Here is a 25,241-nt window from a genome sequence, read left to right as displayed (position 1 = left end):
TATTTATAATTTAAATATTCAGATAATTTAAATTATAAATGTCAAATTTTCATGCCCTTGATCAGAATCAATTAAATGGACCTGTTTCACGATAATCTTCCATTCCCCGTTTTCCTTTTTCAAACGGTAGCCGCACCAACCGGAATACATCTTTTGTTTTCCACTTCTTAATTCACTTAGGATGAAATTGGCGCGGACTCTCAGCTCGTCGTCTCCTCCATCCTGCCAAGCTTCAACATTCCCAATCACGCGAATGGTGCGCGATGGTGGAATTTGTGACCACGCATAACCGGTGCGCAGCCGGAAAATACGGTCCTCCAGGCGCCTGCGGTCATCAAATGCCGTGGAAACTTCCTTTAGTGGATTCCCGCCGCCAGGAGTGATGGGGATCCAATAAAGGCACTCGGAACTAAACAGATTCAACCAATCTTCCAGTCTTCCTTGATCAAGGAGCCTGCTTTCCCGAATGAGAAAACGTTCGATCTCATCTTGAATTTCCAGTGAGGCATAGCCCGTTTCATTTTCCCAATCTTTCATTCCATCTAATACTTCTCGATAGAAATCATCATTTATATAATAGGAAACTTTTGCACTATCATTTGTCATCATGATGACACCCCCTTCAAACTTTCTTCAGCGGTTTGGACCCCTGCATCTTCACTCATCAGCCGCTTCCACTCCTGATAATAATTACGAATATGCAATTCGTCTGTAACCGGCCCCGAAATGACCCCGTGCCCGTCCATCGTTTGCCGTCCTGGCACACCGAGCCCGCGTCCTGTATGAATCCACTCCACCTCTGGAATCGTCAAGCCTAGATGGCACTCTTCGAAATTGGTCATGTCGTCAGGCTCACCAAAGGCAGGGAAATCCTCCTGAGTCCGCATCCGTAAGAGATTGATTTCTTCCGGAAGTCCTTCAACCGTTGTTGAGTACCAGATTAACTCTGTCTTGTCGACTGCATATGGCTGTATGACTTGGATTTGATTTCCAATCAAGCAGAGATTAGGGAAAATATTCAAATTCATTTGCGCCCCAATTGCCTGGTCCAGTAATCGATCTGCTTCTTCCTTATATCGTTCTCTGATCATCTTTTCATAAACTTCACGCCCAGGCTGCGGACGCTGCTGCTTCCAATAATCACCTGGCTCTTTATAATTAGGACGCTGATCGATTAACGTGTGGCCATTGCCCAGATATTGAACAGTCATCTCACTATAATCCGGGTTTTCCGCAAAATAGGTCATATCCTTATTTTCCCCCATCCTCGCAGCCGTCTCGAACAAGGAACGGTGTGAGAACATTACATGATAGCCATCAGCTGCGTTATCATAGGTTAGCTTCCAATTCCCGTTATACACCATGCGGTGCGGGTTCCCAACCTCAATGTTTTTGCCGTCATAGCGGTCCAGCCACTGATCCAGATAGTCACGTGCAGGTCCCAAATAATCAATCAGGCTGGGAGCTTGCAGATTTAAAGTTCCGAAAATAAAGCCGCGATAACTTTCCACCCTGATCTGTTTCAATCCCCATTCTTTTTTGTCAAAATCCTCCCCGTACGCTTTTGGCCATGGTACACCGGCCAGCTCGCCGTTGTTCTTAAAATTCCAGCCATGGTATGGACAGGTAAATATTTTTGCTGTTCCTTGATGATTGCGGCAAACCGTAGCGCCACGGTGTGTACATCGATTAAACAAAGCCCTGATCTTGCCGCTGTCATCCCTCACCACAATAATGGGTCGTTTTCCTAAGTAACCGGTTTTATAGTCATTAGCATGCGGAATTTCACTCTCATGAGCTAAATACACCCAGGTCTCACCAAAAATCTTGCTTATTTCTTCTGCGAAAATTTCCGGATCGGTGTACAGTTTCTGATGGACCCGATCAGGTTGGATAAGTTCATCCCATTTCATTTTTGCCATCTTCATTCTCCTCCATTTCTTCTCTTAATGTTAAAGCGCTAAATAGCCCCCATCAGCAACTAAAGATGTACCGGTGATATACGATGCTTCGTCAGATGCTAAAAATAGAATACAATTCGCGATTTCAACAGGATCTGCATATCTGCCCAGCGGCTGCACCGCTTCAACTGCCTGCCAAAACCCATCCAAATCAGGCGTATGCTCGGTCGTGATTTGATTCGTCTTTGTAACACCAGGTGCAACACAAGTAACACGGATGCCGTCTTTTGCGTAACGGGTCGCAAGTGATCGGGTCAACTGCAAAATGGCCGCCTTTGTCATGTTATACAGGAACGTACTTTTCCCTAACATTTCTTGCCCCACATAACCTGATACCGAACTCAAGTTGACAATCACCCCGCCATTTTCCTGCTTCAACATCTCCGGAATAACGGATTGACAATTCAAAAACATGCTTTTCAAATTGGTATTGATCACATGGTCAAATTCTTCTGAAGTGGTTTCAGTTATATCCTGAATCCAATGAATCCCTGCATTATTTACAAGAATATCAATCTTGCCAAATCTCTCTAACGCCGTTTCCTTTAACGCTGCCGCCGTGCTTTCAAGTGAGACATCCCCACTAACCACGGCACAGTTTTCTGGAGAATGTATTTCTGCCAACAATTCCTCCAATGCAGCGGAATGGAGATCATTTAAAACTAACTTTGCCCCTTCTTCAGCAAAGCGTTTTGCAGTCGCCCGGCCGATGCCGCTCGCAGCCCCCGTAATAATCGCCACTTTATTAGTTAACCGCTGCAATATCATCAGTCGTTTCCTCCTTTAAAAAGGGTGCTAATTGAGTTGGATCAAGTCCTAAATCGATGACGCCGATTTGATCTAACACGGCATCTTCATTTGGCGGCATAATCGGTGCGGTAAAGGCATCACGAACCATTCGTTCAAACGGCAGCCCTTTCACCAACCCATGAGCACCGCAAGCGATAGACGCAGAACGGACTGTTTTGCTTACCGCTTGCATCATAATATACTTTGCTCTTAAACACGCCGCATAGGTTTCCGGTCCAGCCCCCTTTGTATCATGAGTCCATGCCGCATAATAAACCATTAAACGGGCCGCTTCCATCTCAGAAAAAATCTCACCGGCACGGAGACGCATGGAAGGATGATACCCCATCGACTGCGCATATCCTTTTGGTTTACGAGTGGTCAATGTTTCTTTCACCCAATTGGCGATCCCGCGTCCGATGCCGTAATACATAGAGGCAAAGGTCCCGAACGCCCATGCGGCATTTTTCATAATAAACGATTCTAAAAAGGCATCTGTTTTATGCAGCACTTGACTTTCCGGTACAAAAACATGATCGTATTCTACCGTATTGCTGCGGGTAGCCCTCATCCCTAATGTATCCCATACATCATAGACCTTGATGCCTTCAGATTTCGTGGATAAAAGAAAACCAATGCTGCTTTGCGGATTTGGATCATTTTCCGGATGGGCAAAAAGATAAACATAGTCACTAGCTTCAAACATAGAGGCAAAGGCCTTTTTCCCATTTAATAGATAGCCTCCCTCAACCTTCTTCGCGATCAATGACGGCGTATAGGATTGACCGATTAAGCTTGATGAGGTTGGTTCAGAAACAGATTGACAAAGGAGTTTTCCTTCTTTTGTTACCAAATCTGCCACATACTGTTTCATCTCTTCTGCTATATCCGGGTTTTCCATAATGGCTGCTGTTCCCGCCGCATGCATATTCCATGACATCGCCGTTGCCGCACATCCTTGGGCTAACTCCTCAATGGCAATCGTATAGCCTAAAAACCCCGAGCCTAAACCACCGTATTTTTTGGGAATCGTCAATCCAAACAGACCCGCTTCATAAAGTTTTCGATAATTTTCAACTGGCGAGGTCCTCTCCCGGTCATGTTCTGCTGCTCTTAAAGCAAAATCCTGTGCCAGCTCTTTACATATTTGCTTCCATCGCATTTGTTCTTCCGTTAATTCGAAATTGATTCCCATTCTCCATCTCTCCCATTAACAAATTTTTGATTATATGCTAAAAAATGAAACCGCTATCAAATGGTTGAATCAGATATTATTCTCCCCTTGATCAAATATCCGCTTGTTTCTCTTTAGACAATGAAACTTGTGCTTTCATCAAACCCAATACGGCATAAAGCCCAAAAGCAAGCGGTACAGAAATCACAACAGGGATGCCAAACCAATTGAATTGATAGAAGGTCATGCCGATAACCGTACTAATCACAAGGGTGATAATCCCTTTCCAATTCACAGCCGGAATATCAGCTAGCTTTTCAATGCCTTGTTTCCCGATGTTCATTTTTCCGCGGATAAGATAATAATCTGTTAAGACAATCGTGACCCAGACACATAACAGGACACTGCCTAGTGTTAAAAAGGCTTCAATATAGTGAAGAATGTTGCCAAAGATAAATAAAAGGGAGATCAAATTAGCCAATACCACCATCACTGCTCGTCCCGGCCGCCAATTAAACCCAGTATCAAACAAATTCACCAGAGCAAGTGCTCCTTCATAAGAGTTCCCAACCTGAACCTTTGACTGGGAAAATATTATCGTTAAAAGACCCCAAATCCCGCCACCGAGCACAAGCATCATTCCTGGGTTTGTTATAGCAGACAGACCCGCTGCACTGGGTGTCATACCTTGGTTCAGAAAGTAATCATAAGTGATCTGATAGCCAAAGTAAGTAATGATAGCACCAAAAACCATCGTGACTCCATATAATGACAAATTGGAAACGACGCTAACCTTTACCACATCCTTGGTAGATCTGGAAAAACGGGTAAAGTCAGAAACGACAATGGCGAGTAAACCGGCCATCACAATGGTCGCATTTAAAGCAACTGCAAACCCTTGGCCAAGAGTCATGTTTGGAATCAGAATTCCATGTGTGACCGCATCTACTAGCGATCCTTCATTCATAAGGAGATAAATCATAAATAACAACATCAGAAATAGTAATGGAATCATGATTTCCGCAACACGGGAAACCAACTTATTCCCAAATAATGAGAGGGTAATCCAAATACCTGTTAGGATTAAATAAAAGACTAGTTTGACGCCAAAAGTAGGTTCAATATCAAAATAAAAAAGCACAGAATTTCCGATTAACACACTTTCCATCCCAAGAAATCCGATAATCATAAAAGCCCAAATTAAAGATCCAAAGGCAGAACCTCTTGTTCCAAAAGCATAAGCGCGAGAAATAATATTACTCGAATAACCATCGCGAAAGGAAATGATGCCTAATGAGATGGTAAAAAAAGTACTGACCAGAAAAGCGATAAAAGCAGCTAGCATTCCCAGCCAAAAACCAGCCATATAGGTGATCAGTCCCCCAGTCATCAAGATGGCAAGACTGGAGCCAATTCCCGCCCCAACTGCAGCTAGTTCTTTCCAAGGTCTTCTCATGTCTTTAGGAACGGCTTCAAGAGAATAATCCTCCATCATGCTTTCTAATTTTTTTGACATTCATTTTCCCTCCAAACGTTTGAAATATCCCCTAGTCTGTCCCAAGAAGGAACCCGTTTCATAAAGCATGATCCCGCACCTTCTTAGGACAGCCAGGGAAAAGAGCATTGACTCACTTTGTTAGGCTGACATTTGCTTTCTTAATTTTTCAGTTGCTTCAAGATCCACATGGCCTGTCGCGGCATCAATCGCGACTCCATATTCTTGCATCGCTTTTTCGATAGATAGCAATCCAGCTAAGACTTCCTCTTGTACTTTTTGTGGATCACGTAACAGTGGAGAGCCATAGCCTCCTCCACCCCCGCTGTACATTTCCAGCCAAGAGCCTTGTGGTACCTGAAAGACCATATCTTTAGATCCTACTTTTTGGCTGCTGCCATCCGGGAAATGCAAAATGTAATTATTGCTTGTCCCCCTTCCGCCGCCAAATAAGCCTTGTGGTAACTCTGCTCCTTCATACTGCATGCCATCGCCAAGCGTACCGACTGAATTGTTTTCCCCGTCAATTCGCATTTTAACGTACGTTCCATACCCACCTCGGTATTTACCAACTCCTGCTGAATCCGGCAGATACTCATAGGCCTCCATGAAGAACGGATCTTTAATTTCTAACATCTCCGGATCCTGTGACCGCATACAGCCGGCAGCTCCCGCAAAACCGATGCCATTAAAGCCATCAAATCCTTTTAGCGCTCCCTGTCCGCTTTTTGCCATGAAACCGAAGTCAAAGTATGGTTCATTTTTGCGCGGATCGGTGCCTGAGAATACCGGGGGACATGCTTTACACCAGCCAGCCGTTACTTGATCCGGGACCGCTTCCTTGAACGCCATCATGATCGCTTCCAGCAGGACATCAGCAATTTGGTTGCCGACAATCGTAGCAGCCGGGAAGTTAGGATTCAAAATACTGCCTTTTGGAAAATAACATTCTAATGAAGAAAATAGTCCTTCATTCGAAGCAATCTCCATCCCCGGGTTAATCAGCATCAAATAGGCAATGGCACAAGCGGCTTTTGCTCCGGCCGGGGGCATATTCGTAAAGCCGGGGGCTTGTTTATCGGTGCCGGTAAAATCCATTTTCACTTTTCCGTCATCAATCGTAATCTTGACAGCCACTTTATATTTCCTTAATGGATCGACGCCGTCAGACACCATGTAGCTTTCACCGTAGTACGTGCCGGGCTTCCATTTGCGCACGATTTCCCGCGTCTGCTTTTCAGTTGCTTCTATAATATAGTCTAAATGGCTGCGGAATGTTTCTAAGCCATATTTTTCTATGATATTTAACAGTCCGCGTTCCCCAATGTTGCAGGCACCAATCATCGCCTTGACATCTTCTTCCACGATTTTGACACGCGTATTGGCAAACAGCATTTTCCATACATCCTGGATGATCTTGCCCTTTTTTACAATTTTCAGGCCTGGAATACGGATCGCTTCCTGCCATGTATCCGTATGCTGCGGGTTGTAGCCCCCTGGAGTGGCGCCGCCAAGATCAGATAAATGGCCTTTACTGACCGTCCAGCCAACCAATTCATCTTGAAAGAAAACCGGCTTATAAATACCCACATCATGCGTCTGATTGCCACCCTCATACACATCATTATGAACGATTACATCACCCGGATAGAGGTTATCTTTAAACGATTCCATAATATAAGGCAAAGCAGGCTGAGCGCCAAAACCAATGATCGGGATATTCGCACTCTGTTCCATCATTCTTGTTTGATGATCAAATAGTCCTGTTACAAAATCACCGGCTTCATTGAACACGGGAGAGCGGGATGTTTGCTGCAGCACCTTCGCCATATCTAGTGTAACGGCGTTTAAGCGGCGTTGAATAACAGAAGCCAAAATCGGATTGATGTTATTTTTACTGGTTTCACTCATATATGACCCCTCTTTTCTCTTCAATAAAATGTTGAACGGATTCTTTAGAAGCCCCTTTATGATGCATAATATAATTATCATTTTTATCGACAATGACATTGAAGCAGGCTGAGACAATAATCGTTGTCACTTTTTGTTCAATGATGGCTGGTCCCATGACCGTATTGCCATGAACAAGCGCATCGCCGTCATAGACAGGGGTGTCCACTAATTGCCCGCCCTCTCCATGTGACATTGGCCGCATTCCTTTATAAGCATGTTCAGGAGATTGCCCCTGAAACTCTGTGTGTTTTATGTTTGGTTTTTGCGTAATCCCTAAAGCGGAAAGATTGAAATTGAGAATTTCCACTTCCATTTCCGGCGTACTGTAGCCGAATAACTGATCATGCCATTGATGAAACTTATCTTCAATTGCTTGAAGCGAAATCTCTTTCATTTCTTCTGCTGTAAAAGGTACATTGACTTGGAAGTATTGTCCTTTGTACATCATGTCCAAACTATAATGAAATTGCATGTCTTCTCCTTTGACCCCATCACCTTTTAGCTCCCGGGCTCCTTGCACTTCCAGCTGCTGAAAGGTATCTAAAACTTCACCCAATGCGGCATTTTTCGTTGATGTGCGAAACACCTTCACAAAGTCATGGCGTAAATCGGACATCAGCATGCCGGCGGCACAGAAAATGGAAGATTCTTTTGGAATAATGACCAATGTACTTTCCAATTCTTCAGCGATGGCTGCTGCATGCAGCGGTCCCGCTCCTCCGGCACAAACAAGCGGAAACTCACGCGGGTCATAACCCCTTTTTGTCGTAATTTCACGGATTCCGTTGGCCATATTGACATTCACCATGTCAATGATCCCGCGCGCTGCTTCCTCCACAATCATGCCTAATTTATCAGCTACCTGATTCTTTATCGCTTTTCTTGCTGCATCTAAATCCAGTTTCATTTTCCCGCCAAGGAAATAATCCGGATTTAAATAGCCAAGTACTAAATTGGCATCCGTAACCGTCGGTAATTCCGAGCCAAACCCATAGCAGGCAGGTCCGGGATGGGCGCCTGCACTTTTCGGACCGACATGAAGCAGTCCGCCTTCATCCACCCAGGCAATCGAACCGCCGCCGGAACCAATCGTATGGATGTCAACAGTCGGCAGGGAAATCGGCCAATCGGCAATTTCTCCCTCAGTACGAATTAATGGGTAGCCATCTTTAACTAGAGCCACATCAAAACTAGTGCCGCCCATATCCATCGTTAAGGCATCCCCAATTCCATGAGGCTTTAGATACCAGCTGCCGGCAACCGGTGCGGATGCAGGACCGGAGAGCAATGTGTTGGCTGCTTTAGCGATCGTCGCTTGCGGCGTTGCCACTCCGCCATTTGATTGCATGATTAACAACGTTCCACTAAACTGAAGCTCTTCTAATTTCTGCATCAAATTGGTTAAATAGTTTTTAATAATGGGACCGATATAGGAATTCAATACCGTCGTACTGCTCCTGTCATATAAGCGGGCACGTGGAACCAGTTCGCTGGAAATCGTCACATAATGATCAGGCAACTGTTCTCTCACGATTTGACCGGCTCTTTTTTCATGCTCAGCATTTGCATAGGAATGCATAAAGCTAATTGCTACCGCTTCTACCCCTTGCTCACGAATTGTCTTGATCGCATTAAGAATATCCTGCTCGGATAATGGCGTTACTTCCTGTCCGGAACAATCGACTCGCTCTTTAATCCCCATTCGCAAATGGCGGGGAACAAAAGGTTTTGGTGAGATATACTGATTGTTATAGGCATCAGGACGTAATCCTTGACGCATCTCCAGCACATCGCGAAAACCCTTCGTTGTTAACAATGCCGTTTTCGCCCCTGAATAAGTAAGAGCTGCATTCGTGCCGACCGTTGTCCCATGGACAATTAACTCGATCTGTCCAATAAACTCTTGCAGATTCATTCCGTGATCCTTTGCCATTTCTGTCAACCCATTGAAAAATCCAATCGTAGGATCCTTAGGAGTGGACAAGGTTTTATAAACGGTTGAGTTGCCTAACTGGTCCGTTAATAAAAAATCAGTAAATGTACCTCCTACGTCAATGCCAATACGATATTTCATGCATTTCACCTTCCCTTTATTAAAATGACTTCATGATTTCGGCTGGATAACCGCTGGGCGCCATCAACTGTTATCACAAATACATCAGACATGTAGGCTGATTTTTTCATATCCGGATTCATGATTTGCGGATGGAAGCTAATCACCATTCCTTCCTTTAGATACAAGAGCCCTTCATCTTCTTCCCCTGGGACCTCGACACCAATAAAGGAAGTTCCCGTTTGTCTTGCAACAAATGGACGCTCGATGACATCCATCCCGATTCCATGTCCGGTCAAGTGCCCGCATACTGTTCCTGCTTCTGCGGCCATTTTTTCCAGTTCTTCCTGAATGTCTGTCACTTTCACACCCGGCTTCATCGTTTTTTCTGCATATTCAATGCCTCTTGCTACTAATCGTGCCAGTCGTTCCATTTCCTCATCACGAGTTCCAAAGCAGAACATACGAGAATGCTCGACCCAATGACCGCTGGGACCGGTAATTTCAAGTGAGACGATTAAATAATCATTCTCTTTAATCACTTTTGGGCGAGGATTTAAAAAGATCGGCTCGACTGCACCAGGTTCCTCACTCGATAAGGTCAAGAACAGCGTGTCCCTAGCACCCAGCGCATGAACGGTTGAATAGGCGACAGAAACAGCTTCTTCTTCTGTCATTCCCGGACGAATATGTTCAATGATGCTGTCAAAACCTGCTTCAATAATGGTATTTGCTTCTTTTACTCCTTCAATTTCCGTTTTACTCTTGATTGAGCGAACCTCTTCAAAAGCGACACTCGCATCGACCCATTGAATATGGGGAAGCTCTTGTTTGAGATAGTCGTAATCTTCGATTTTCATCGTATTATTTAATCCAATGACCCCAACAACGCCTTCGGCAATGTTTTGTTTATTGAATATTCTGACAATTTCTAACACTTCATGATCCTTTGGATAAATGGTATCCGGAACCCGCCTGTCGGTACACCAATGTAACCCAGATGGAAGAATTTGATATTGACCTTCTTCTAACACTAATCCATAGCCATAGCGATGAATTAAGTGATTATCAAACAAATACCGTAAGGAGCCTTTTTTACCAAGATAGGAATCGGCAGCAAATAATAATGCTTTGTATCCTTTATCTTTTATGAGGGATCTTACACGACTTAATCGTTGTTCCCTTTCTGATTTTTCGATTGAGATAATCACTAGTTAATCCTCCTTCTATTTATCTGAATATTTATAATTTTATGATAATTTATAGTATTTACTTTGTAAATGCTTTTAAATGTTAATAATTTTTACCTTTAAACAAGAAGGTTAAGGTCTAATTCTAAACTTTTCTATCTATATTGCTCGCTGCCAATCCTTTGCAGTCAAATTTATGATTAGCAAATTAGTGTAAAAACGGCATTTTCCGATATCCATATTGATTTCTTTCAAATAAAGGGAAACAAATTAATTGATATAAATTTATTTGAATTTTATAATTATTACAATTATTCTAAATGTATATTATTATTACCTTTCTCTCTATTGAACCATTTTTCCCTTTAAGTGAATTAGGGATGAACAGATTCCATCGTATTCTACTTTTTTAGAGACATCAGTTTATGAAAATGACGCCTACAATATATTTCGAGGTGAGATGAAGAATGAAATTAATTAATAAAAAACTCTTAACCTTATCTGAACAAATTGCCGAACAAATAAGAGCAGCAATTATCAGCAGAGATTTAAGTCCTGGAGACAAACTGCCGCCGGAACAAGATTTAGCAGAGCAATTTCAAGTCAGCAGACCAACGATACGTGATGCGATTAAACTTTTAACAGCCGCCAAATTAATCGTGACAAAATCGGGCGCAAAAGGAGGTCATTTCGTTGCCGAAATTGATTTGAATGCCCTAATGAATGATATTAGTGATTATATTTCTCTATCTCTTAGTCTGGAAGGAATGACAATCGATGAAGTTTTAGAAGTACGAGAAACCGTCGAACTGAAATCCTGTTCCCTTGCGGCATTAAGACGGAGAGAGGAAGATTTGCAAGTGTTAAAAGATACGCTTGCCGGTATGGATGCGGCTATTTCCAGTAAACATTTCTATGAGCGAGATTTTTTATTCCATAAGGCGATCGCTAAAGCCACCCATAATCGAATGGTCATTACAACCATTGAAGCGATCATTCTTTCTTTAACTAGATACTTTAACCATACTGATTGTCCCATTGAACTTCGTGATCAATTAACCAGGCAGGCCTATGATATTTATGAAGCCATCGAACAGCAAAAACCTGAGCTTGCTGCTAAGAAGATGGAACAGCATCTGAACCTTTTTACAGACTTTTTACCATCCATTTCTTCTTAAAAACCAATCAATCAAAAGATCAAAGATACTTTATGACAAGTGTAATTGGAAGTATTTAAGGAAACGCTGCCCCTGCGTTTCCTCTATTGCTTCACCCATTCAAAATAAGGAAATATGGGTTCAAGTGGATTGGGTAAATCTGGATAAAATAACAGCACGATGGAGAAAATCCACTCAAAGATAAAAAGGAGCAAAAATAGGTTTTTCTCCTTTTTTGAATTCTGTTTCATTTGCGGCCATTCAAATAAAATAAGCACAGCAACTATGAGTGTAATCCAAAATAATTGAAATACCTTCATACGGGTTCACTCCTTTAATGAACGGTTCCTACACCACTAGATCGAATATTTACTTTCATATCATACTTTACTTCTACTGTAGGATATATCTCTTCCCAGCGATCTTTATCCTTGTTCCACCGTTTAGGGTACTTGCGATTAAAAGCCTCTCCAAATTCAAAAATGCGTATTTTCTTATCTTTTTGCACATATTTCACCGTGCTTGCCATTTTCTTTTCTATTTCCTTGGCAAATTCTTTTTCCAATGTATCTATCGTTTTTTTATCTTTAACATTCAGTTCGGATTCACTAGAGATGATGACTCCTGATGCACTTCCTTTAATCATAATGCTCCACTTGTCCCCCTTAATCTCTGGTACGAACTTTGTATTTGCATTAAGGACATTCAGTACAATTGGTTCATCTTCATTTTCGGGTTTCCACATAATACGATCTTCTTCTATCTCATTACGTACCCACATCGCTCCTCTTGTTAAGTAATCATCTAAAGAACCAATCATTTTATCTTTATTAAAAATAGCAGTATGGTTTAGAAAAGGAATGGTTTGATTGGGCTTTTTCCCTTTCTCTGCGGGCAATTTTTCAATCATGGGGATAGCGGTATCCCTTTTTTTTAACATTTGATAAACATCTAATACGGTAGTTTTCATTAAAGTATCCGTTCTAGCTATATTGACCATAATATCAACAGGACTATATAATTCAGTTTGTAATGCCAGCAATTCCTTCGCACTTCCTTTAGAGATAAATACAAATGTATTGGTACTTGGACCACGATGGCGTAAAAAGACATCAAAATGATCTTTTATGCCTTTTTCCGCTACTTTTTCACTAAACACAATCGCTCGAAGGTGTCCCAAAAATATTTTACGTGGAATTTGTGTTTGTAATTGATCAAATGCTTTTGTGATGGTTGGTGCCTTAGCATGTCTAGTAAGTATCATATACGTGCCTCCCCCTGCTCCTCCTCCCCCTCCGGCTATTTCTCCTCCTCCAGCGGAACTATTTGCTTTTGGAACTGCAATTGAAACCGTTACCTCGACCTGGCCATCTTCTGCTTGATCGATCCCAATACCATTAATTAAAACAAGCTCATTCAATTCTTTTTGATCCCAGCATCCAGATAACAGAAACAGACAAATAAGTAAGGAAAAAGCATTGATTTTCTTCATGTCTATTGCACCCTAGGCGTCTTTTTCTGTTTTTTCTTTTTAAAATAAGCAATCAATAAAAGCAGGATCGGAAATAGGCTTGATAAATGTGCTGCAGCAGGTGCTATTGTAATAATATTCAAGTGATACGCTGGTCCATTTTTTATTTGCCAGATCGCAAGTAAAGTGACCAGAAAAATGGCTGGGATGACAAATGGACGATAGTCTGATAAGTTATACCATTGTGCCCATCCTAATGTAAGCATATAAAATAACAAAATCATTTTAATAAAAGCACCCATAATCCAAAATGCCATTACGAGCGATTCTAAATGGGTAAAGAATTCCCCAATGTTAATAAACTGGACGGCAGTCGCAAAAGGGACGGTAAACCCTTCCAATGTCTCCCCCAGTATTAATAGAATTACCATGCTAATCATGACAATTGACACCATGGTAGACATACAGCAAAGCATTACCCATTTTTTACCTCCCTGATGATTATCCAAAAATGGCAGTAAAAAACCAATATATATAAATTCGCTAAACCAAATATTTGAGAAGTACGTTGCTTTAAGTAAGGGTAATACTCCATTTCCAAGTATCGGGAACATATTCCTTAAATCTATTTCTGTCAGAAGAAAAAGAAAAAGGACCATAAATAGAATCATTAAAAGCGGCGTAATCAGTTGCGCTAACCTTCCAATGGTTTCTACACCACCGCGTACAGCAAACGCGCAAGCAGCAGCAATACTCCCCATAATCACCGTTTTCGGGGTGTCAGGAAGATAGTAATCATTAACAAATAAGGCATAGGCATTAAATGACATGTAGGATTGGTATAACAGATTCAATAAAATGAGCAAACTGACTATTTTTCCTATACCTTTACCCAGAATAGAACCACAATATTGAATGATCGTTTCTTTTGGATAATATCTTTGCAATTTACACATGACACTTACCAAAATGAATCCTAAAAGCATGGACAAAATAGGAGCCATCCAGAAATCTCTTTCTGCGAAAAGATAGGTAATAATGGGTAAGAAAAGAATACCTGTAACAACAATGGATGTATAAAGTAACATGGCTATCTGTACAGCAGATATTTTCCCCTTTTCAATCATGCTGCGCTCCTCCTTGAGTTGGGTCAGATTCGCGCTTTGACGATGCTTGTTATACTCTCCCGTTAAATGTGGACGAGTGGATAACTTCCATATCGGGGCTCGCACAAGTACATCTTTCAGTTCTTTTACATTTAACGGCGCTAATGGGGTTAAATATGGAACGCCAAAGGAACGCAATTTACATAAATGGGTAAGGATAACCAATACCCCTAGGATGATCCCTAATAGACCGAGTGTTCCAGCAAGAAACATCATCGGAAACCGAAGCAGCCTTAATGTAGCCCCAAAGTTATATTGAGGAATAGTAAAAGAGGCAATTCCAGTTAATGCCACTACCATCACCATGGGAGGAGATACAATTCCTGCTTGAATCGCAGCTTGTCCAATCACTAGTGCGCCTACGATACTAACTGCTGCTCCAACTTGTTTAGGTAATCTGATTCCTGCCTCACGTAATGCTTCAAACGTAATTTCCATGATTAATGCCTCAACCACAGCAGGAAACGGCACATTTTCTCTTGAAGAAGCCATGGTTATGATCAGTTTAGTTGGCACCATTTCTTGATGATAGCTTAAAACAGCAACATACAACGAAGGAAGAAAGATGGAAAAAAACAAAAAAAGATAGCGCAGCCACCTAATAGCTGTACTTATCATATAACGTTGATAATAATCTTCATTTGCTTGTAAAAATGAGAACAGTGTAATTGGTAAAATTAAGGCTGAAGGGGAACCGTCGACAAGAATAACTACTCTTCCCTCCAACAAATTGGCTGCACAAATATCTGGACGCTCTGTATTATATATTTGCGGAAAAGGCGAATATGGCATATCTTCAATTAATTCTTCAATATACTGGCTTTCTAAGATAGCATCTATATCAATTCGCCTTAATCGATTCTGTACTTCTTCAATTAAAGTTTCATCTGCTACCCCCCTAATATAGGTGATCACCACTTCGGTTTGACTGCTTCTGCCAATTTTCATTGATTTTGTTTTCAATTGAGGACTTTTAATTTTTCTACGAATTAATGATAGATTCACACCGACAGATTCTGTAAATCCTTCACGAGGTCCTTTGACAATCGTCTCTGATTCAGGGGGTTCGATCGAACGCTTCTCCCATTGCGCAAGCCCTAGAGCAAATCCTATGTTCTCGTTTTCTAACAACAGAACAGTATAGCCGATTGAAATGAACCCAATACACTCATCCACTGTTTTAACTTCTGTCACTTTAGCAATGGATAATTTTTCTTTCATCCAATTTGAAACATTCAATGGAGTCTCCTTCATTTCCTTCAACAAGAGAGAAAGTACACTGGCTTCTAATTCTTGAACATTGACTAACCCATCAATATAAATGACTGCTGCCCGAAGCGTTTCTCCAATGCGAAAAGAACGAAACACCACATCCGAACAATCTTCATAAAGGGAATGTATTTTGTTTACATTTTCAGAAAAATCAGAGGTTAATGAATCGGTTGGTCTTTCAGGTTGCTGCTGGATCATTATTTTTTGACTTCGTCGTTTAAAAAGCATGAATACCCCTCTTCTCCTGAAACAGCGGAATACTACTATACATTTTTTCCTACGAGTGGTATTTCTATGTATGATTTGTGAAATATGGAAAGTGATAGGTTGGCACAATATTTATCATCTTACTGTTCTATATTGCATGAAATTTTTCCAGAAAAATTATAAATAAGAGAGAATACACCGGGACAATGAACAGTCCCCGCGCCCCTTGTTCATCTTTTTCTACTTTGAAATTTCTTTGTTACTTCATCGGCTGCTTGTTGAACTTGTTTGATTAATTTTGGAATAGTATGCAGGTTTATTCTGCCATTAGGCCCAGCAATACTAATAACGGCTATGACCTTTCCTTCTTTATTCTTTACAGGAGCAGCTATTGATACAACCCCTTCATGAAGTTCTTCTTTACTTACGGCATATCCTTGTGTACGTATTGTTTGCAGTACATTCTTTAGCTTAATAGGATCTGTTATGGTTTTAGAAGTATAGGATGTGAGCCCCTTTTTGATCACCTGTTCGATGATAAAATCCGGTTGGCAGGCTAACAATACTTGTCCAGTACTGGTACAATGAAGCGGATTTTTCCTCCCTGCGTGTGACAATAGATGAACAGGATAGGAACTATCAATTTTCAGGAGATACAAAGCTTCATCATCCTTGAAAACAGAAATATGAGCCGTTTCTCCCGTTGTTTCTGCTAATTTCTCGACAATATCCAGTGACAAATCACATAAATCTACCTTTGTAATAATCGTATGGCTATAGGCCAAAAACGATGCAGCAAGACGGTAAGATTTAGCCGATACATCTCTCACAATGAAGCCTTCCTCCATCAGTGTATGAACCAACCGATAGGCGGTACTTTGACCAATTTCTAATCTACATGCCATATCTTCTAATTGTAATTCAGGTTCATTAACAGAAAATAAATTGAGGAGACGAAGAGCATTTCTAAAGGATGAATAATGGTATTCATTCACAGCAGGATATCTCATTTAATGGTCAACTCCTTCCTAGCTGTCCTTGAATATATCCTAGTCTTTTAGAAATCTCATCTGACGCCCCTGTCATCCTTTCGATAAAATAATTGATTTTAGAATCAACCATTCTATCCCTTGTTCCCACTATGGTGACCGCCGCAACCACATCATCGGTATAGTCTCTGACAGGTGCCGCTATACTCACTACATTTTCATGCATTTCATCGATGCATATCGCATATCCTTGTTGTTGAATTTGACTTAATTGCTGCTTCAATGCATTGGGATCTGCCGGGCTATTTGGCCCCATCTTCGGTAGACCTTCATTTATAATACTATCAACGATATACTGCTTTTTCTGATAGGCTAATAAAACTTTGCCGGCACTTGTACAAGTAACCGGGTTCCTCTTTCCAATCGAGGATAGCAGCGGAACTGGATTTATGCATTCTACTTTATGTAAATAGGTAATTTCTTTTCCTTCTAAAATAGCAATATGGGCTGTTTCCCCCAAATCGGACACTAATTCTTTTAATACATCTTTCGATTCCCGGTGAATTTCTAAATGGGAAGTGACGACTCCGCTAATCGAAAGCAATGAGAATCCAAGACTATATTTTCTCCCTTCTTTTTGTAAAAAACCCTCAGTAACTAACTCGCTCACCAGCCGGCTAACAGTACTTTTATTCAATAAAAGGGTGTTGGCTATTTCGGTTAATCCCCATTCAGGTTTTTCGACTGTAAAAAGCTTTAATATCTGAAGCCCATTTTGAACGGATTGTAAAACATCCGTTTTCTTTTTAGTTGGGATCAATAAAATCACCTCAAAAGATTTCATTTGTTGTAAATATAAGAAAATAGCTTAAACCATTTTTCATTATAGTTTATTTATAAAAAATTTTAAATATTTTGAATTATACATTTACGAAAACAGAAAAAGAATCATTCGCAACAAACGTATTAACCTTTATCCAGAATACAGGAAAACTCCATCACCTTTGAGCCCCCTGACTAAAAAAAAAGAAAGGTTTAGGTGACTTGACATACCTGAACCTTCCAATCCTACCTCATAAATTATGGTCTATATTAATTTACCCATACTAAGATTTCATTAAGATTGAATCACCTTTCTATTCTCTTCTAACGCTTTATCATTCAACTCCATTTCCGCTGTTAGTCTATCAAAAGAGCCATATTTCTCTTGCACTAAAAGATAACCAAGGGCTGCCAAAATACTTGGTACAGCAAAGGCAGCAAAGGCCATTTTTGGAGCGATCCCTGTCACAAGAAGCATGGCAATTAAAGTTGGCGCGAGGATGGAACCGATTCGTCCGATTGCTTGAGCATATCCCATTCCGGTTGCCCGGATTTCACGCGGGTAATATTCGGTAATGTACGGATTCCCTAAGTTCATTACCCCCACTGTACTTGCCCCTCCTAAGAAAATCAAAATGTAGACAAGCGCTACATTGGTCGTCATACTCAAGGCAATAAATGTCACTACGCCTATTAAATAAAGCGAAACTAGCACTTTTTTATAACCAATCTTCCCTGCCATATAACCGCCTGCTAAAGTACCGCCAATTTGACCGAGGCAAAGCATAATGTTAAATGAGAGACTTGATGTAAGACTAAAACCTGAATTCTGCATTATTTTTGGCAGCCAGGTGTTTAAGCCATATGCCATCATCATCGTACAGAAAATGGCAACCCAGAAAGCAACTGTGCTAAAGGTCCGATTGTTTGTGAACAGCTTTTTAACCGGAAAGCCCTTCCCGTCTTTTGCAGCTGCATGAAGCTGATAATCATCTTTTTCGTTAAAATCTCCGTCAGGTTTTACTTTATTTAGGATGCCAACCACTTTCCCAATCTGTTTTCTAGCTAAATAATATGAAAGCGACTCAGGAAATTGTTTGATAAAAAGTGGAATTGTTAATAACGGAATTGCACCAATATAATACAGCACACGCCAATCTGTAAGCGGGACCAAATACATGCCAATTAATGAAGCCAAAATGCCGCCAAGTGCATAGCCAATATAAATGGCTCCCACTAGAAGGGCACGTCGTTTTTTTGGTGAATACTCTGTCATGAGTGAAATACAGTTAGGCATCAAACCGCCCATACCAATCGCTGCAAGAAAGCGCATAACGGTAAACCATGTAATATTTGGAGCAAGACCTGCTGCCAATGTAAATACACTAAATAATATCATACATATGACAATCACATTTTTTCGTCCAAACTTATCTGCAACTGGAGCTAATATAAGAGCACCAATCATCATGCCAAATAATGAATAGCTGCCTATTGCTCCTGCCTGCAGGGCGGATAAATTCCACTCCTCCATCATCCACGGCAATCCCACACCATACATCGCAATATCATAACCATCAAAACCAATGGCATAGAAGCACCACAAAAACACAAGCAAATGAAAGCGGTTAAATCTACTTGCAGAAACAACATCCTGGGCATTAATCGTACGCATTTTCATCTCTCCTTCGCTTTATATTATTATCGTTTTCATAGTGTAAATAGTATATTATGAATAACAGAAGCAAAATCGTTAACTTCTTACATATAAAACTTTTTGAATTTTTTTTATATTCATTTTATTAATTTGATTATTATTTTAATTTATTTAGTTGTTTGAATATTGCAAAGTAAAAAAAGGACATCCGTTTTGTTTGTAGCTCTTACATACCTGACGGACGTCCTCTTTTATATAAAGGGAACCAATGAAGAATAGATTAGATTCATTCCTCATGACTATTATTCTATTTCATACTATTTCATGAGCTAACAGCAAAAAAATTATGATTTGTTTCGTATAAAAGAAGTGGATTATATTTTTCTGAATATTTTTATTATAACATTTGTACTGTGAATAATATAAAAACGATTACAAAGGGGATGGAACTATGCGTACACAAGTAGGAATTATTGGGGCCGGACCAGCAGGTCTGATTCTAGCTCAACTACTACATCAACAAGGAATTGATTCCGTGATATTAGAACGTAAATCAAGAGATAATATTGAAGGAACAGTAAAGGCTGGGATTTTAGAGCAAACAACCATCGACATTTTAAGAGAAATTGGCGTGGGCGATCGTATGGATCGTGAAGGACATTTTCATAATGGAAACTACTTTCAATTTAATGGTCAAAGACGCCGAATTGACTTAAAAAAATATTCCGGCGGAAAGCAAGTCGTAGTGTATCCGCAGCATGAAGTCATAATCGACCTCGTTAATGCCCGTTACAAAAATGGCAAAGATATTATTTTTGATGTTGAGGATGTTACGTTACATGATATCGATACAAATCAGCCAAAAATCAGATATCGTAAAAATGGCATGGATGAAGAACTTATATGTGATTTTATCGCCGGTTGTGATGGGTATCATGGACCAAGCCGTAAAGCCATTCCGGACAGTATCAGAAAAGAACATCTTCATATGTATAAAGATGGCTGGTTAGGGATTCTATCTGATTCTGCTCCGGCAGCAGATGAACTCGTTTATGCTAACCATTCATCAGGATTTGCTCTATTGAGTACACGTACTCCAATATTACAACGTCACTATCTACAAGTGGATGCAAACGATGACATTGTCAATTGGTCTGATGATCGGATATGGACCGAATTAAATCAAAGAACGAAAACCTACGATGGCTGGCAAATACCAGATGGACCAATTAACTCAAAAGGAATTATCCAAATGCGCAGTTTCATATGTGAAACGATGCAATATGGCCGCCTCTTTATCGCGGGTGATGCTGCTCACACCGTTCCGCCTACAGGGGCAAAAGGGTTGAATTTAGCTGCTACAGATGTCAAAGTAATGTCCCGTGGATTGGCAGAATTCTATCAAACTGGCAGCAACGATATATTAAATCGTTATTCAGAAATATGTCTTCGTCGTGTGTGGAAAGCAGAGCGCTTTTCGTCCTTTATGACAAAGCTTCTTCATTCCAATCCAAATTATGATTCATTTGAACGTGGAATTCAGTTGGCTGATCTGGATTACTATACTTCATATGAAGCAGGATTAAGAACGATTGCAGAAAACTATGTAGGCTTGCCTATTGAATGGGAAAAAACAGAAGGCTTACAGTTGACCACAAAATAAATTAACCTTTATATTTAAACATTAGAACACGTAATTACCTGAATTTTCAAATTAATATGATCGATAGTTTGCCTGATTTGTTATAACAAGGAGTGAAGGGGTTCATGCATGACTTTCATACTCATTTCATCCCAAATGATGTACTGAACTGGCTGAAAGAAAATAAAAATATCGTAAATGCTGAATGGGTTAAAAAAGATAACAATAAAGAGGATTTCCTTTTCATCAATCAAAAATGGGGATTTGAATTAAAAAAGCCCTTTATTGATTTTGATTTATATATGCATAACCAAGAAAAAGCAAATGTTACACATTCAATGATTTCTGCTATCCCGCAGCTCTTTCTGTATGATTTTCCAATCGATATTGGAATAGAGATGTCAAGAATCTATAACCAATCACTGGCACATTTAATAACGACGAGCCCTGATAAGCTTTCTGCCGTGGGAACAGTTCCAATGGCACATCCCGAAAAAGCAGCTGAGGTTTTAAATGAGGCCGTGAATATCGGATTAAAGGGAGCCATTATCGGACCGGGAATTGATCAACATATGCTGTCCGACAGCTTTTTTCAACCATTTTTTGAAGAAGCTGATAGATTAAAAGCGATTATTTTTATCCATCCGTTATTATGTGAGGATCCCCGCTTAAAAAGGAGAATGATGCCTAATTTGATTGGGGTTCCGTGGGAAACAACCGTTTGTGCAACAGATGTACTTTTAAGCGGGATAATTGATAAATATCCAAATGTGAAAATATTATTCGCTCATGGAGGCGGATTCATGCCCTACCAAATAGGCCGATTAGGTAAAGGCTACGAGCAATGGGAACTGGTTTCCTCCAATCTGCAAGCCCCGCCTTCGGAATATTTAAGACGGTTTTGGTATGATACAGTCCTTTGGGATCAGGATAGTATTGACTTTCTTGTAAAAAAAGTTGGTGAAGATCGAGTGGTAGCAGGTTCAGATTATCCATTTGATTTATGTGTATGGCCTCCAAAAGAAATAAATGATAAAGGGGCACACGCTCTACTAGGTTCGTAATAAATGAAAGATTTGGAATACAGCTACTATTTTTCAAAAATGGAGGAATGAATATGTCAATTGAATTAAGCATGCTTGTACCACATGCCCCAAGCCTTTGTTACGAGGAGCATGCCCCGGAATTCCAGCAAAACATCGTGTCTGGTTATAAAGAGGCTTCTAAGGAAATTTCTCACATACAACCCGATGTGATTGTTTTAGTTTCTTGTCATTGGCCGTCTACTTTCGCCCATTATGTCGACTGTAATCCCGTTCATCAAGGGCTGCTGACCGCACAAGAAGCCCCTGATATGATTAATAATGTACCCTATCATTTCCAAGGAGACACAGCTCTTGCAAAACAACTTGTTGAAGCAGGAAAAAAGGCCAATATTCCTGTAGAAGGAGTATATAGCGACCATTTCGAGTGGGATTATGGTACGATTGTACCTTTGCGTTACCTTGTTCCAAAAGAAGATATTCCTGTTATCAATCTATCTGTTACGTTAGCTGCTAATCTCGAAGAAACTTATAAATGGGGTCAAGAAATCGCTAAGGTTTTACAGGAAACGGAGAAGAAAGTGGTTTTCGTTGCCAGCGGCGCCCTATCACATAACTTAGTCCGGGGAAGACATCATATGCCAACTCCTGCTGAGCATGCTCTCGATAAAGAGTTTGTCCATTTGTTACTGAATAAAAATTATCAAATAGCTTATCAAATGCTGCCACAATATGCAAGTATGGCAAAAGTAGAATCAGGCGGCCGCCATGTAGCCATGTTACTTGGTATTATTGGTGAAGATGATACTCCGGTCTATCTTGCAGACGGACAATCATCAGGAAGCTGGAATCCCCTTATCACATTTAGAAAAACAGAGGTTTCTAAAAATAAAGAAACTGCCGTTCAAGAATACGTAAAGTAACATATAGAACATAAAAAAACGCCGACTCACGAAATGAGCTCGGCGTTGCTCATGTTAAAGACGAGATTAGAATCTCCTCTTTTGGTCCATCTTCCAAAAATCCTCTTTTCTTCTGATTTTCCTCTTTCCTGTAATTCTCGTTTTATATTCTTGATGACACTCCAAGTGCCGCCTTCTATTTCATACTAAACTAGACAAGTTTCAATTTTTTGCTTAAACAGAATGAATTTTTATCAAAAACGACAAAGTAAACAAGAAGGTCATGCTGGAACAAAAAGGAACTTATGGCGGATACTGCTATTTGTAATGCTTCCTCTTTAGGATAACCATAAATACCAGAGGAAATCAGCGGAAAAGCAATCGAATCACATCGATGGTTCACAGCTAATTTTAAAGAATTCTCGAAAGATGCTTGCAGCAGTTCTGCTTCCTTTTTTGATCCCCCTTGCCAAATGGGACCCGGTGTATGAATGATATATTTGGCAGGCAGATTAAATCCGTCTGTCAGCACGGCTTGCCCAGTCGGACAACCGCCAAGTTCACGACAACAGTTAGGATAAAAGCCCTTATAATGCCATTATTTACAGATACATAATGTTGTTGTTTCGTGCTATATTCTTCTTACGCTGATGTGAGATACATTGAGCATAATTCTTATAGAGAAGTACCCAAGCGGCTCAAGGGACTCCCCTGCTAAGGGAGTAGGCCGGGTAACCGGCGCGAGGGTTCGAATCCCTTCTTCTCTGCCATTTTATAATGGGGTTGTTTTAGGTATCGACAGGGATAGTTGAAATTATATGGCGAGTCGAGTGGACGATCTCGGTAAAACCGTCAAAGCCGATAACTGGCAAACAACAAAACAACTTCGCTTTCGCTGCCTAATACCAGTCGATAGCGGTTCCTTCCTCCATCGTCCATGTGGCAGGATAAGGGACTTAAATTAAGTGGACTACGCCTGATTTCCACCGTCTGAGGAAGAAGGAAGAGACCAACCAGACTAGCATCTTCCATGCCCGTCAGTAGGCTAAAGGAGAAGGCGAAGGACAATATTACTGACTACACTCGTAGAAGTATAACGGACATTATCTTTGCACACCGGTTCGAATCCGGTCAGCTCCACTTAATTGCACCTATTAAGTTGGGGGCAAGTCCCCCAGCCGGCACCACTGTTTTTATGTTAACCATCATGCGATCGTGGCGGAATGGCAGACGCGCTAGGTTGAGGGCCTAGTGAGAGCAATCTCGTGGAGGTTCAAGTCCTCTCGATCGCATTTTCATGCAATGTACGCTAGCTCTTTTTATATTAATCCACTATTAAAATTGTTGACTAAATAACAAATGTCACACAGCCACTTGTCGATTTTAATCCTTTATGACATTCCTCCAATTCATGAAAGATATCCGTATAAATCGTATTCTTTTTACAGTCAGCAAGAAACTGGATTCATATTTTAATACGAAAAACTTTATTTGTCATAGGAACCATAAATTTAACTCCTCTTTTAGTCAGCATATCCCCCACAATGTGAGAAAGATAAGAAAGAGAGGAGATGAGCGTCAGCCCTTTTATTCCTGTACTTTCTTCCAAAAGATAGGACATGACACCCCAATAAATGAATACCCAAATAGTATGTGTTGCACCTCGATGTGAGAACCAGCCTGCTCCGCCAATATATAAACCAAACATCACCAACCACCAAAGTTCATTACTAGCAGCATAATAAATTAGCACAAGGCCAATAAGACTCATAAGGATATTTTTTAATGTTTCCAGTTTTCTTAAAGCAAAGCTTAAAATTATAGCTCCTAGTACAAACATAAGGAGTTTGTTCTGGAGGGTAAACCAACTTTCATTTAATAAAGGCAGGGAGTTATTTTCTAAAAATAGGGAAACTACCGAAAATATCATTAAAACTAAAGCAGTTATTAAACCAAATTTTCTGAACTGCTTAGCTGTTTTTGTTACTCGTTTATTTAATAAATTGTTTCCGTCTAAATCAGGCGCTAATGAAGCAACTCCTGATGTAATCATAACAATTGGTATAAAAGCAGCGGGTTGATTAAATGAAGCAATCACTCCAATTCCAAGTCCAACCGCTAAATGTGTCTGTCCCTTCACAATATTACCTCTCTATCTTATTAACCCGCTAGTTGATTATACTTCCACAATCACATGCGAATCTGGTATGTCAACACTAAACTAGACAATTTTTTTATGGTCTTTGTTCCTATATTCGACTGGGCTTAAATAATCAAGGGTACTGTGAATTCTGATAT

At 40.5% G+C, this 25,241-nt stretch carries 19 protein-coding genes, 2 tRNA genes, 1 other RNA gene and 2 pseudogenes; 7 read left to right on the top strand and 17 right to left on the bottom strand.

Annotated features, from left to right (window positions below; all coding sequences use genetic code 11):
- Nucleotides 1–27: 27 nt before the first annotated feature.
- The 8 genes from HNR53_RS15730 to HNR53_RS15695 all read right to left on the bottom strand — a co-directional run bounded on the left by HNR53_RS15730 (nucleotide 28) and on the right by HNR53_RS15695 (nucleotide 10,636).
- The gene (locus HNR53_RS15730; RefSeq protein ID WP_184527706.1) at nucleotides 28–609 is read right to left on the bottom strand and encodes an aromatic-ring-hydroxylating dioxygenase subunit beta; all 582 of its coding nucleotides are present in this window, start codon (nucleotides 607–609) and stop codon (nucleotides 28–30) included.
- A complete protein-coding gene (locus tag HNR53_RS15725; protein ID WP_184527704.1) occupies nucleotides 606–1,922 on the bottom strand; it encodes an aromatic ring-hydroxylating oxygenase subunit alpha in 1,317 nt (438 codons plus the stop codon). Before HNR53_RS15725 ends, HNR53_RS15730 begins: the two co-directional genes overlap by 4 nt.
- Before the next feature lie 30 nt (nucleotides 1,923–1,952).
- Nucleotides 1,953–2,729 (bottom strand): SDR family NAD(P)-dependent oxidoreductase, encoded by a 777-nt coding sequence (locus tag HNR53_RS15720; RefSeq protein WP_184527702.1) that lies wholly within the window; start codon nucleotides 2,727–2,729, stop codon nucleotides 1,953–1,955.
- Nucleotides 2,707–3,945: an acyl-CoA dehydrogenase family protein gene (locus HNR53_RS15715; protein WP_184527700.1), complete on the bottom strand. Its 1,239-nt coding sequence runs from the start codon at nucleotides 3,943–3,945 to the stop codon at nucleotides 2,707–2,709. The genes HNR53_RS15720 and HNR53_RS15715 overlap by 23 nt, the downstream gene beginning before the upstream one ends.
- A 91-nt stretch (nucleotides 3,946–4,036) precedes the next feature.
- Nucleotides 4,037–5,440 (bottom strand): purine-cytosine permease family protein, encoded by a 1,404-nt coding sequence (locus HNR53_RS15710; protein ID WP_184527698.1) that lies wholly within the window; start codon nucleotides 5,438–5,440, stop codon nucleotides 4,037–4,039.
- A gap of 120 nt (nucleotides 5,441–5,560) precedes the next feature.
- Nucleotides 5,561–7,330, bottom strand: a complete 1,770-nt coding sequence (locus tag HNR53_RS15705) for a hydantoinase B/oxoprolinase family protein (protein WP_184527696.1) — start codon at nucleotides 7,328–7,330, stop codon at nucleotides 5,561–5,563.
- The gene (locus HNR53_RS15700; RefSeq protein ID WP_184527694.1) at nucleotides 7,323–9,446 is read right to left on the bottom strand and encodes a hydantoinase/oxoprolinase family protein; all 2,124 of its coding nucleotides are present in this window, start codon (nucleotides 9,444–9,446) and stop codon (nucleotides 7,323–7,325) included. Before HNR53_RS15700 ends, HNR53_RS15705 begins: the two co-directional genes overlap by 8 nt.
- A gap of 5 nt (nucleotides 9,447–9,451) precedes the next feature.
- Entirely contained in the window at nucleotides 9,452–10,636 is a 1,185-nt protein-coding gene (locus tag HNR53_RS15695) for a M24 family metallopeptidase (protein WP_184527692.1), read from the bottom strand.
- A 446-nt stretch (nucleotides 10,637–11,082) separates the two neighbouring features.
- Between HNR53_RS15695 and HNR53_RS15690 the strand changes: the two genes are divergently transcribed.
- Entirely contained in the window at nucleotides 11,083–11,793 is a 711-nt protein-coding gene (locus tag HNR53_RS15690) for a FadR/GntR family transcriptional regulator (RefSeq protein ID WP_184527690.1), read from the top strand.
- An 83-nt stretch (nucleotides 11,794–11,876) separates the two neighbouring features.
- On the opposite strand, the gene HNR53_RS15685 is transcribed toward HNR53_RS15690, so the two are convergent.
- From HNR53_RS15685 to HNR53_RS15660, 7 genes and pseudogenes are all read right to left on the bottom strand, one after another.
- On the bottom strand, nucleotides 11,877–12,092 hold the full coding sequence (locus tag HNR53_RS15685) for a hypothetical protein (protein ID WP_184527688.1): 216 nt from the start codon (nucleotides 12,090–12,092) through the stop codon (nucleotides 11,877–11,879).
- A gap of 14 nt (nucleotides 12,093–12,106) precedes the next feature.
- Nucleotides 12,107–13,264 carry a Ger(x)C family spore germination protein gene (locus tag HNR53_RS15680; RefSeq protein ID WP_184527686.1) on the bottom strand — a complete coding sequence of 386 codons (1,158 nt, stop codon included), beginning with the start codon at nucleotides 13,262–13,264 and terminating at the stop codon, nucleotides 12,107–12,109.
- Between the two features lie 2 nt (nucleotides 13,265–13,266).
- On the bottom strand, nucleotides 13,267–14,370 hold the full coding sequence (locus HNR53_RS23235) for a GerAB/ArcD/ProY family transporter (protein ID WP_281391849.1): 1,104 nt from the start codon (nucleotides 14,368–14,370) through the stop codon (nucleotides 13,267–13,269).
- A gap of 36 nt (nucleotides 14,371–14,406) precedes the next feature.
- Nucleotides 14,407–15,909 (bottom strand): annotated as a pseudogene (locus HNR53_RS23230) (spore germination protein); the annotation flags it as partial.
- 209 nt (nucleotides 15,910–16,118) lie between these two features.
- Nucleotides 16,119–16,898, bottom strand: coding sequence for an IclR family transcriptional regulator (locus HNR53_RS15670; protein ID WP_184527682.1), 780 nt, complete (start codon nucleotides 16,896–16,898; stop codon nucleotides 16,119–16,121).
- Nucleotides 16,899–16,905: 7 nt separating this feature from the next.
- Nucleotides 16,906–17,697: an IclR family transcriptional regulator gene (locus tag HNR53_RS15665; RefSeq protein WP_246439609.1), complete on the bottom strand. Its 792-nt coding sequence runs from the start codon at nucleotides 17,695–17,697 to the stop codon at nucleotides 16,906–16,908.
- Between the two features lie 297 nt (nucleotides 17,698–17,994).
- Nucleotides 17,995–19,374 (bottom strand): MFS transporter, encoded by a 1,380-nt coding sequence (locus tag HNR53_RS15660; protein WP_246439606.1) that lies wholly within the window; start codon nucleotides 19,372–19,374, stop codon nucleotides 17,995–17,997.
- A gap of 433 nt (nucleotides 19,375–19,807) precedes the next feature.
- Between HNR53_RS15660 and HNR53_RS15655 the strand changes: the two genes are divergently transcribed.
- The 3 genes from HNR53_RS15655 to HNR53_RS15645 all read left to right on the top strand — a co-directional run bounded on the left by HNR53_RS15655 (nucleotide 19,808) and on the right by HNR53_RS15645 (nucleotide 22,964).
- Nucleotides 19,808–21,019 carry a 4-hydroxybenzoate 3-monooxygenase gene (locus HNR53_RS15655; RefSeq protein WP_184527676.1) on the top strand — a complete coding sequence of 404 codons (1,212 nt, stop codon included), beginning with the start codon at nucleotides 19,808–19,810 and terminating at the stop codon, nucleotides 21,017–21,019.
- Between the two features lie 104 nt (nucleotides 21,020–21,123).
- Nucleotides 21,124–22,062 (top strand): amidohydrolase family protein, encoded by a 939-nt coding sequence (locus tag HNR53_RS15650; protein WP_184527673.1) that lies wholly within the window; start codon nucleotides 21,124–21,126, stop codon nucleotides 22,060–22,062.
- Between the two features lie 53 nt (nucleotides 22,063–22,115).
- Nucleotides 22,116–22,964, top strand: a complete 849-nt coding sequence (locus HNR53_RS15645; RefSeq protein WP_184527671.1) for a DODA-type extradiol aromatic ring-opening family dioxygenase — start codon at nucleotides 22,116–22,118, stop codon at nucleotides 22,962–22,964.
- A 190-nt stretch (nucleotides 22,965–23,154) separates the two neighbouring features.
- Here HNR53_RS15645 and HNR53_RS15640 read toward each other — a convergent pair.
- Nucleotides 23,155–23,499, bottom strand: a pseudogene (locus HNR53_RS15640) (macro domain-containing protein); the annotation flags it as partial.
- A 123-nt stretch (nucleotides 23,500–23,622) separates the two neighbouring features.
- On the opposite strand from HNR53_RS15640, the gene HNR53_RS15635 reads away from it, so the two are divergent.
- The 3 genes from HNR53_RS15635 (at nucleotide 23,623) to HNR53_RS15625 (ending at nucleotide 24,235) form a co-directional block, all read left to right on the top strand.
- A tRNA-Ser gene (locus tag HNR53_RS15635) sits at nucleotides 23,623–23,713 on the top strand.
- 9 nt (nucleotides 23,714–23,722) lie between these two features.
- Nucleotides 23,723–24,086, top strand: a transfer-messenger RNA (tmRNA) gene (gene ssrA / locus HNR53_RS15630).
- A gap of 66 nt (nucleotides 24,087–24,152) precedes the next feature.
- Nucleotides 24,153–24,235, top strand: a tRNA-Leu gene (locus tag HNR53_RS15625).
- Between the two features lie 173 nt (nucleotides 24,236–24,408).
- Here the strand turns inward: HNR53_RS15625 and HNR53_RS15620 are convergent.
- The gene (locus tag HNR53_RS15620) at nucleotides 24,409–25,083 is read right to left on the bottom strand and encodes a metal-dependent hydrolase (protein ID WP_184527667.1); all 675 of its coding nucleotides are present in this window, start codon (nucleotides 25,081–25,083) and stop codon (nucleotides 24,409–24,411) included.
- Nucleotides 25,084–25,241: the final 158 nt, after the last annotated feature.

The organism is Bacillus benzoevorans, from assembly GCF_014207535.1.
Classification (GTDB): Bacteria; Bacillota; Bacilli; order Bacillales; family Cytobacillaceae; genus Bacillus_BD; species Bacillus_BD benzoevorans.
This window is presented reverse-complemented; position numbering and strand designations above follow the sequence as displayed.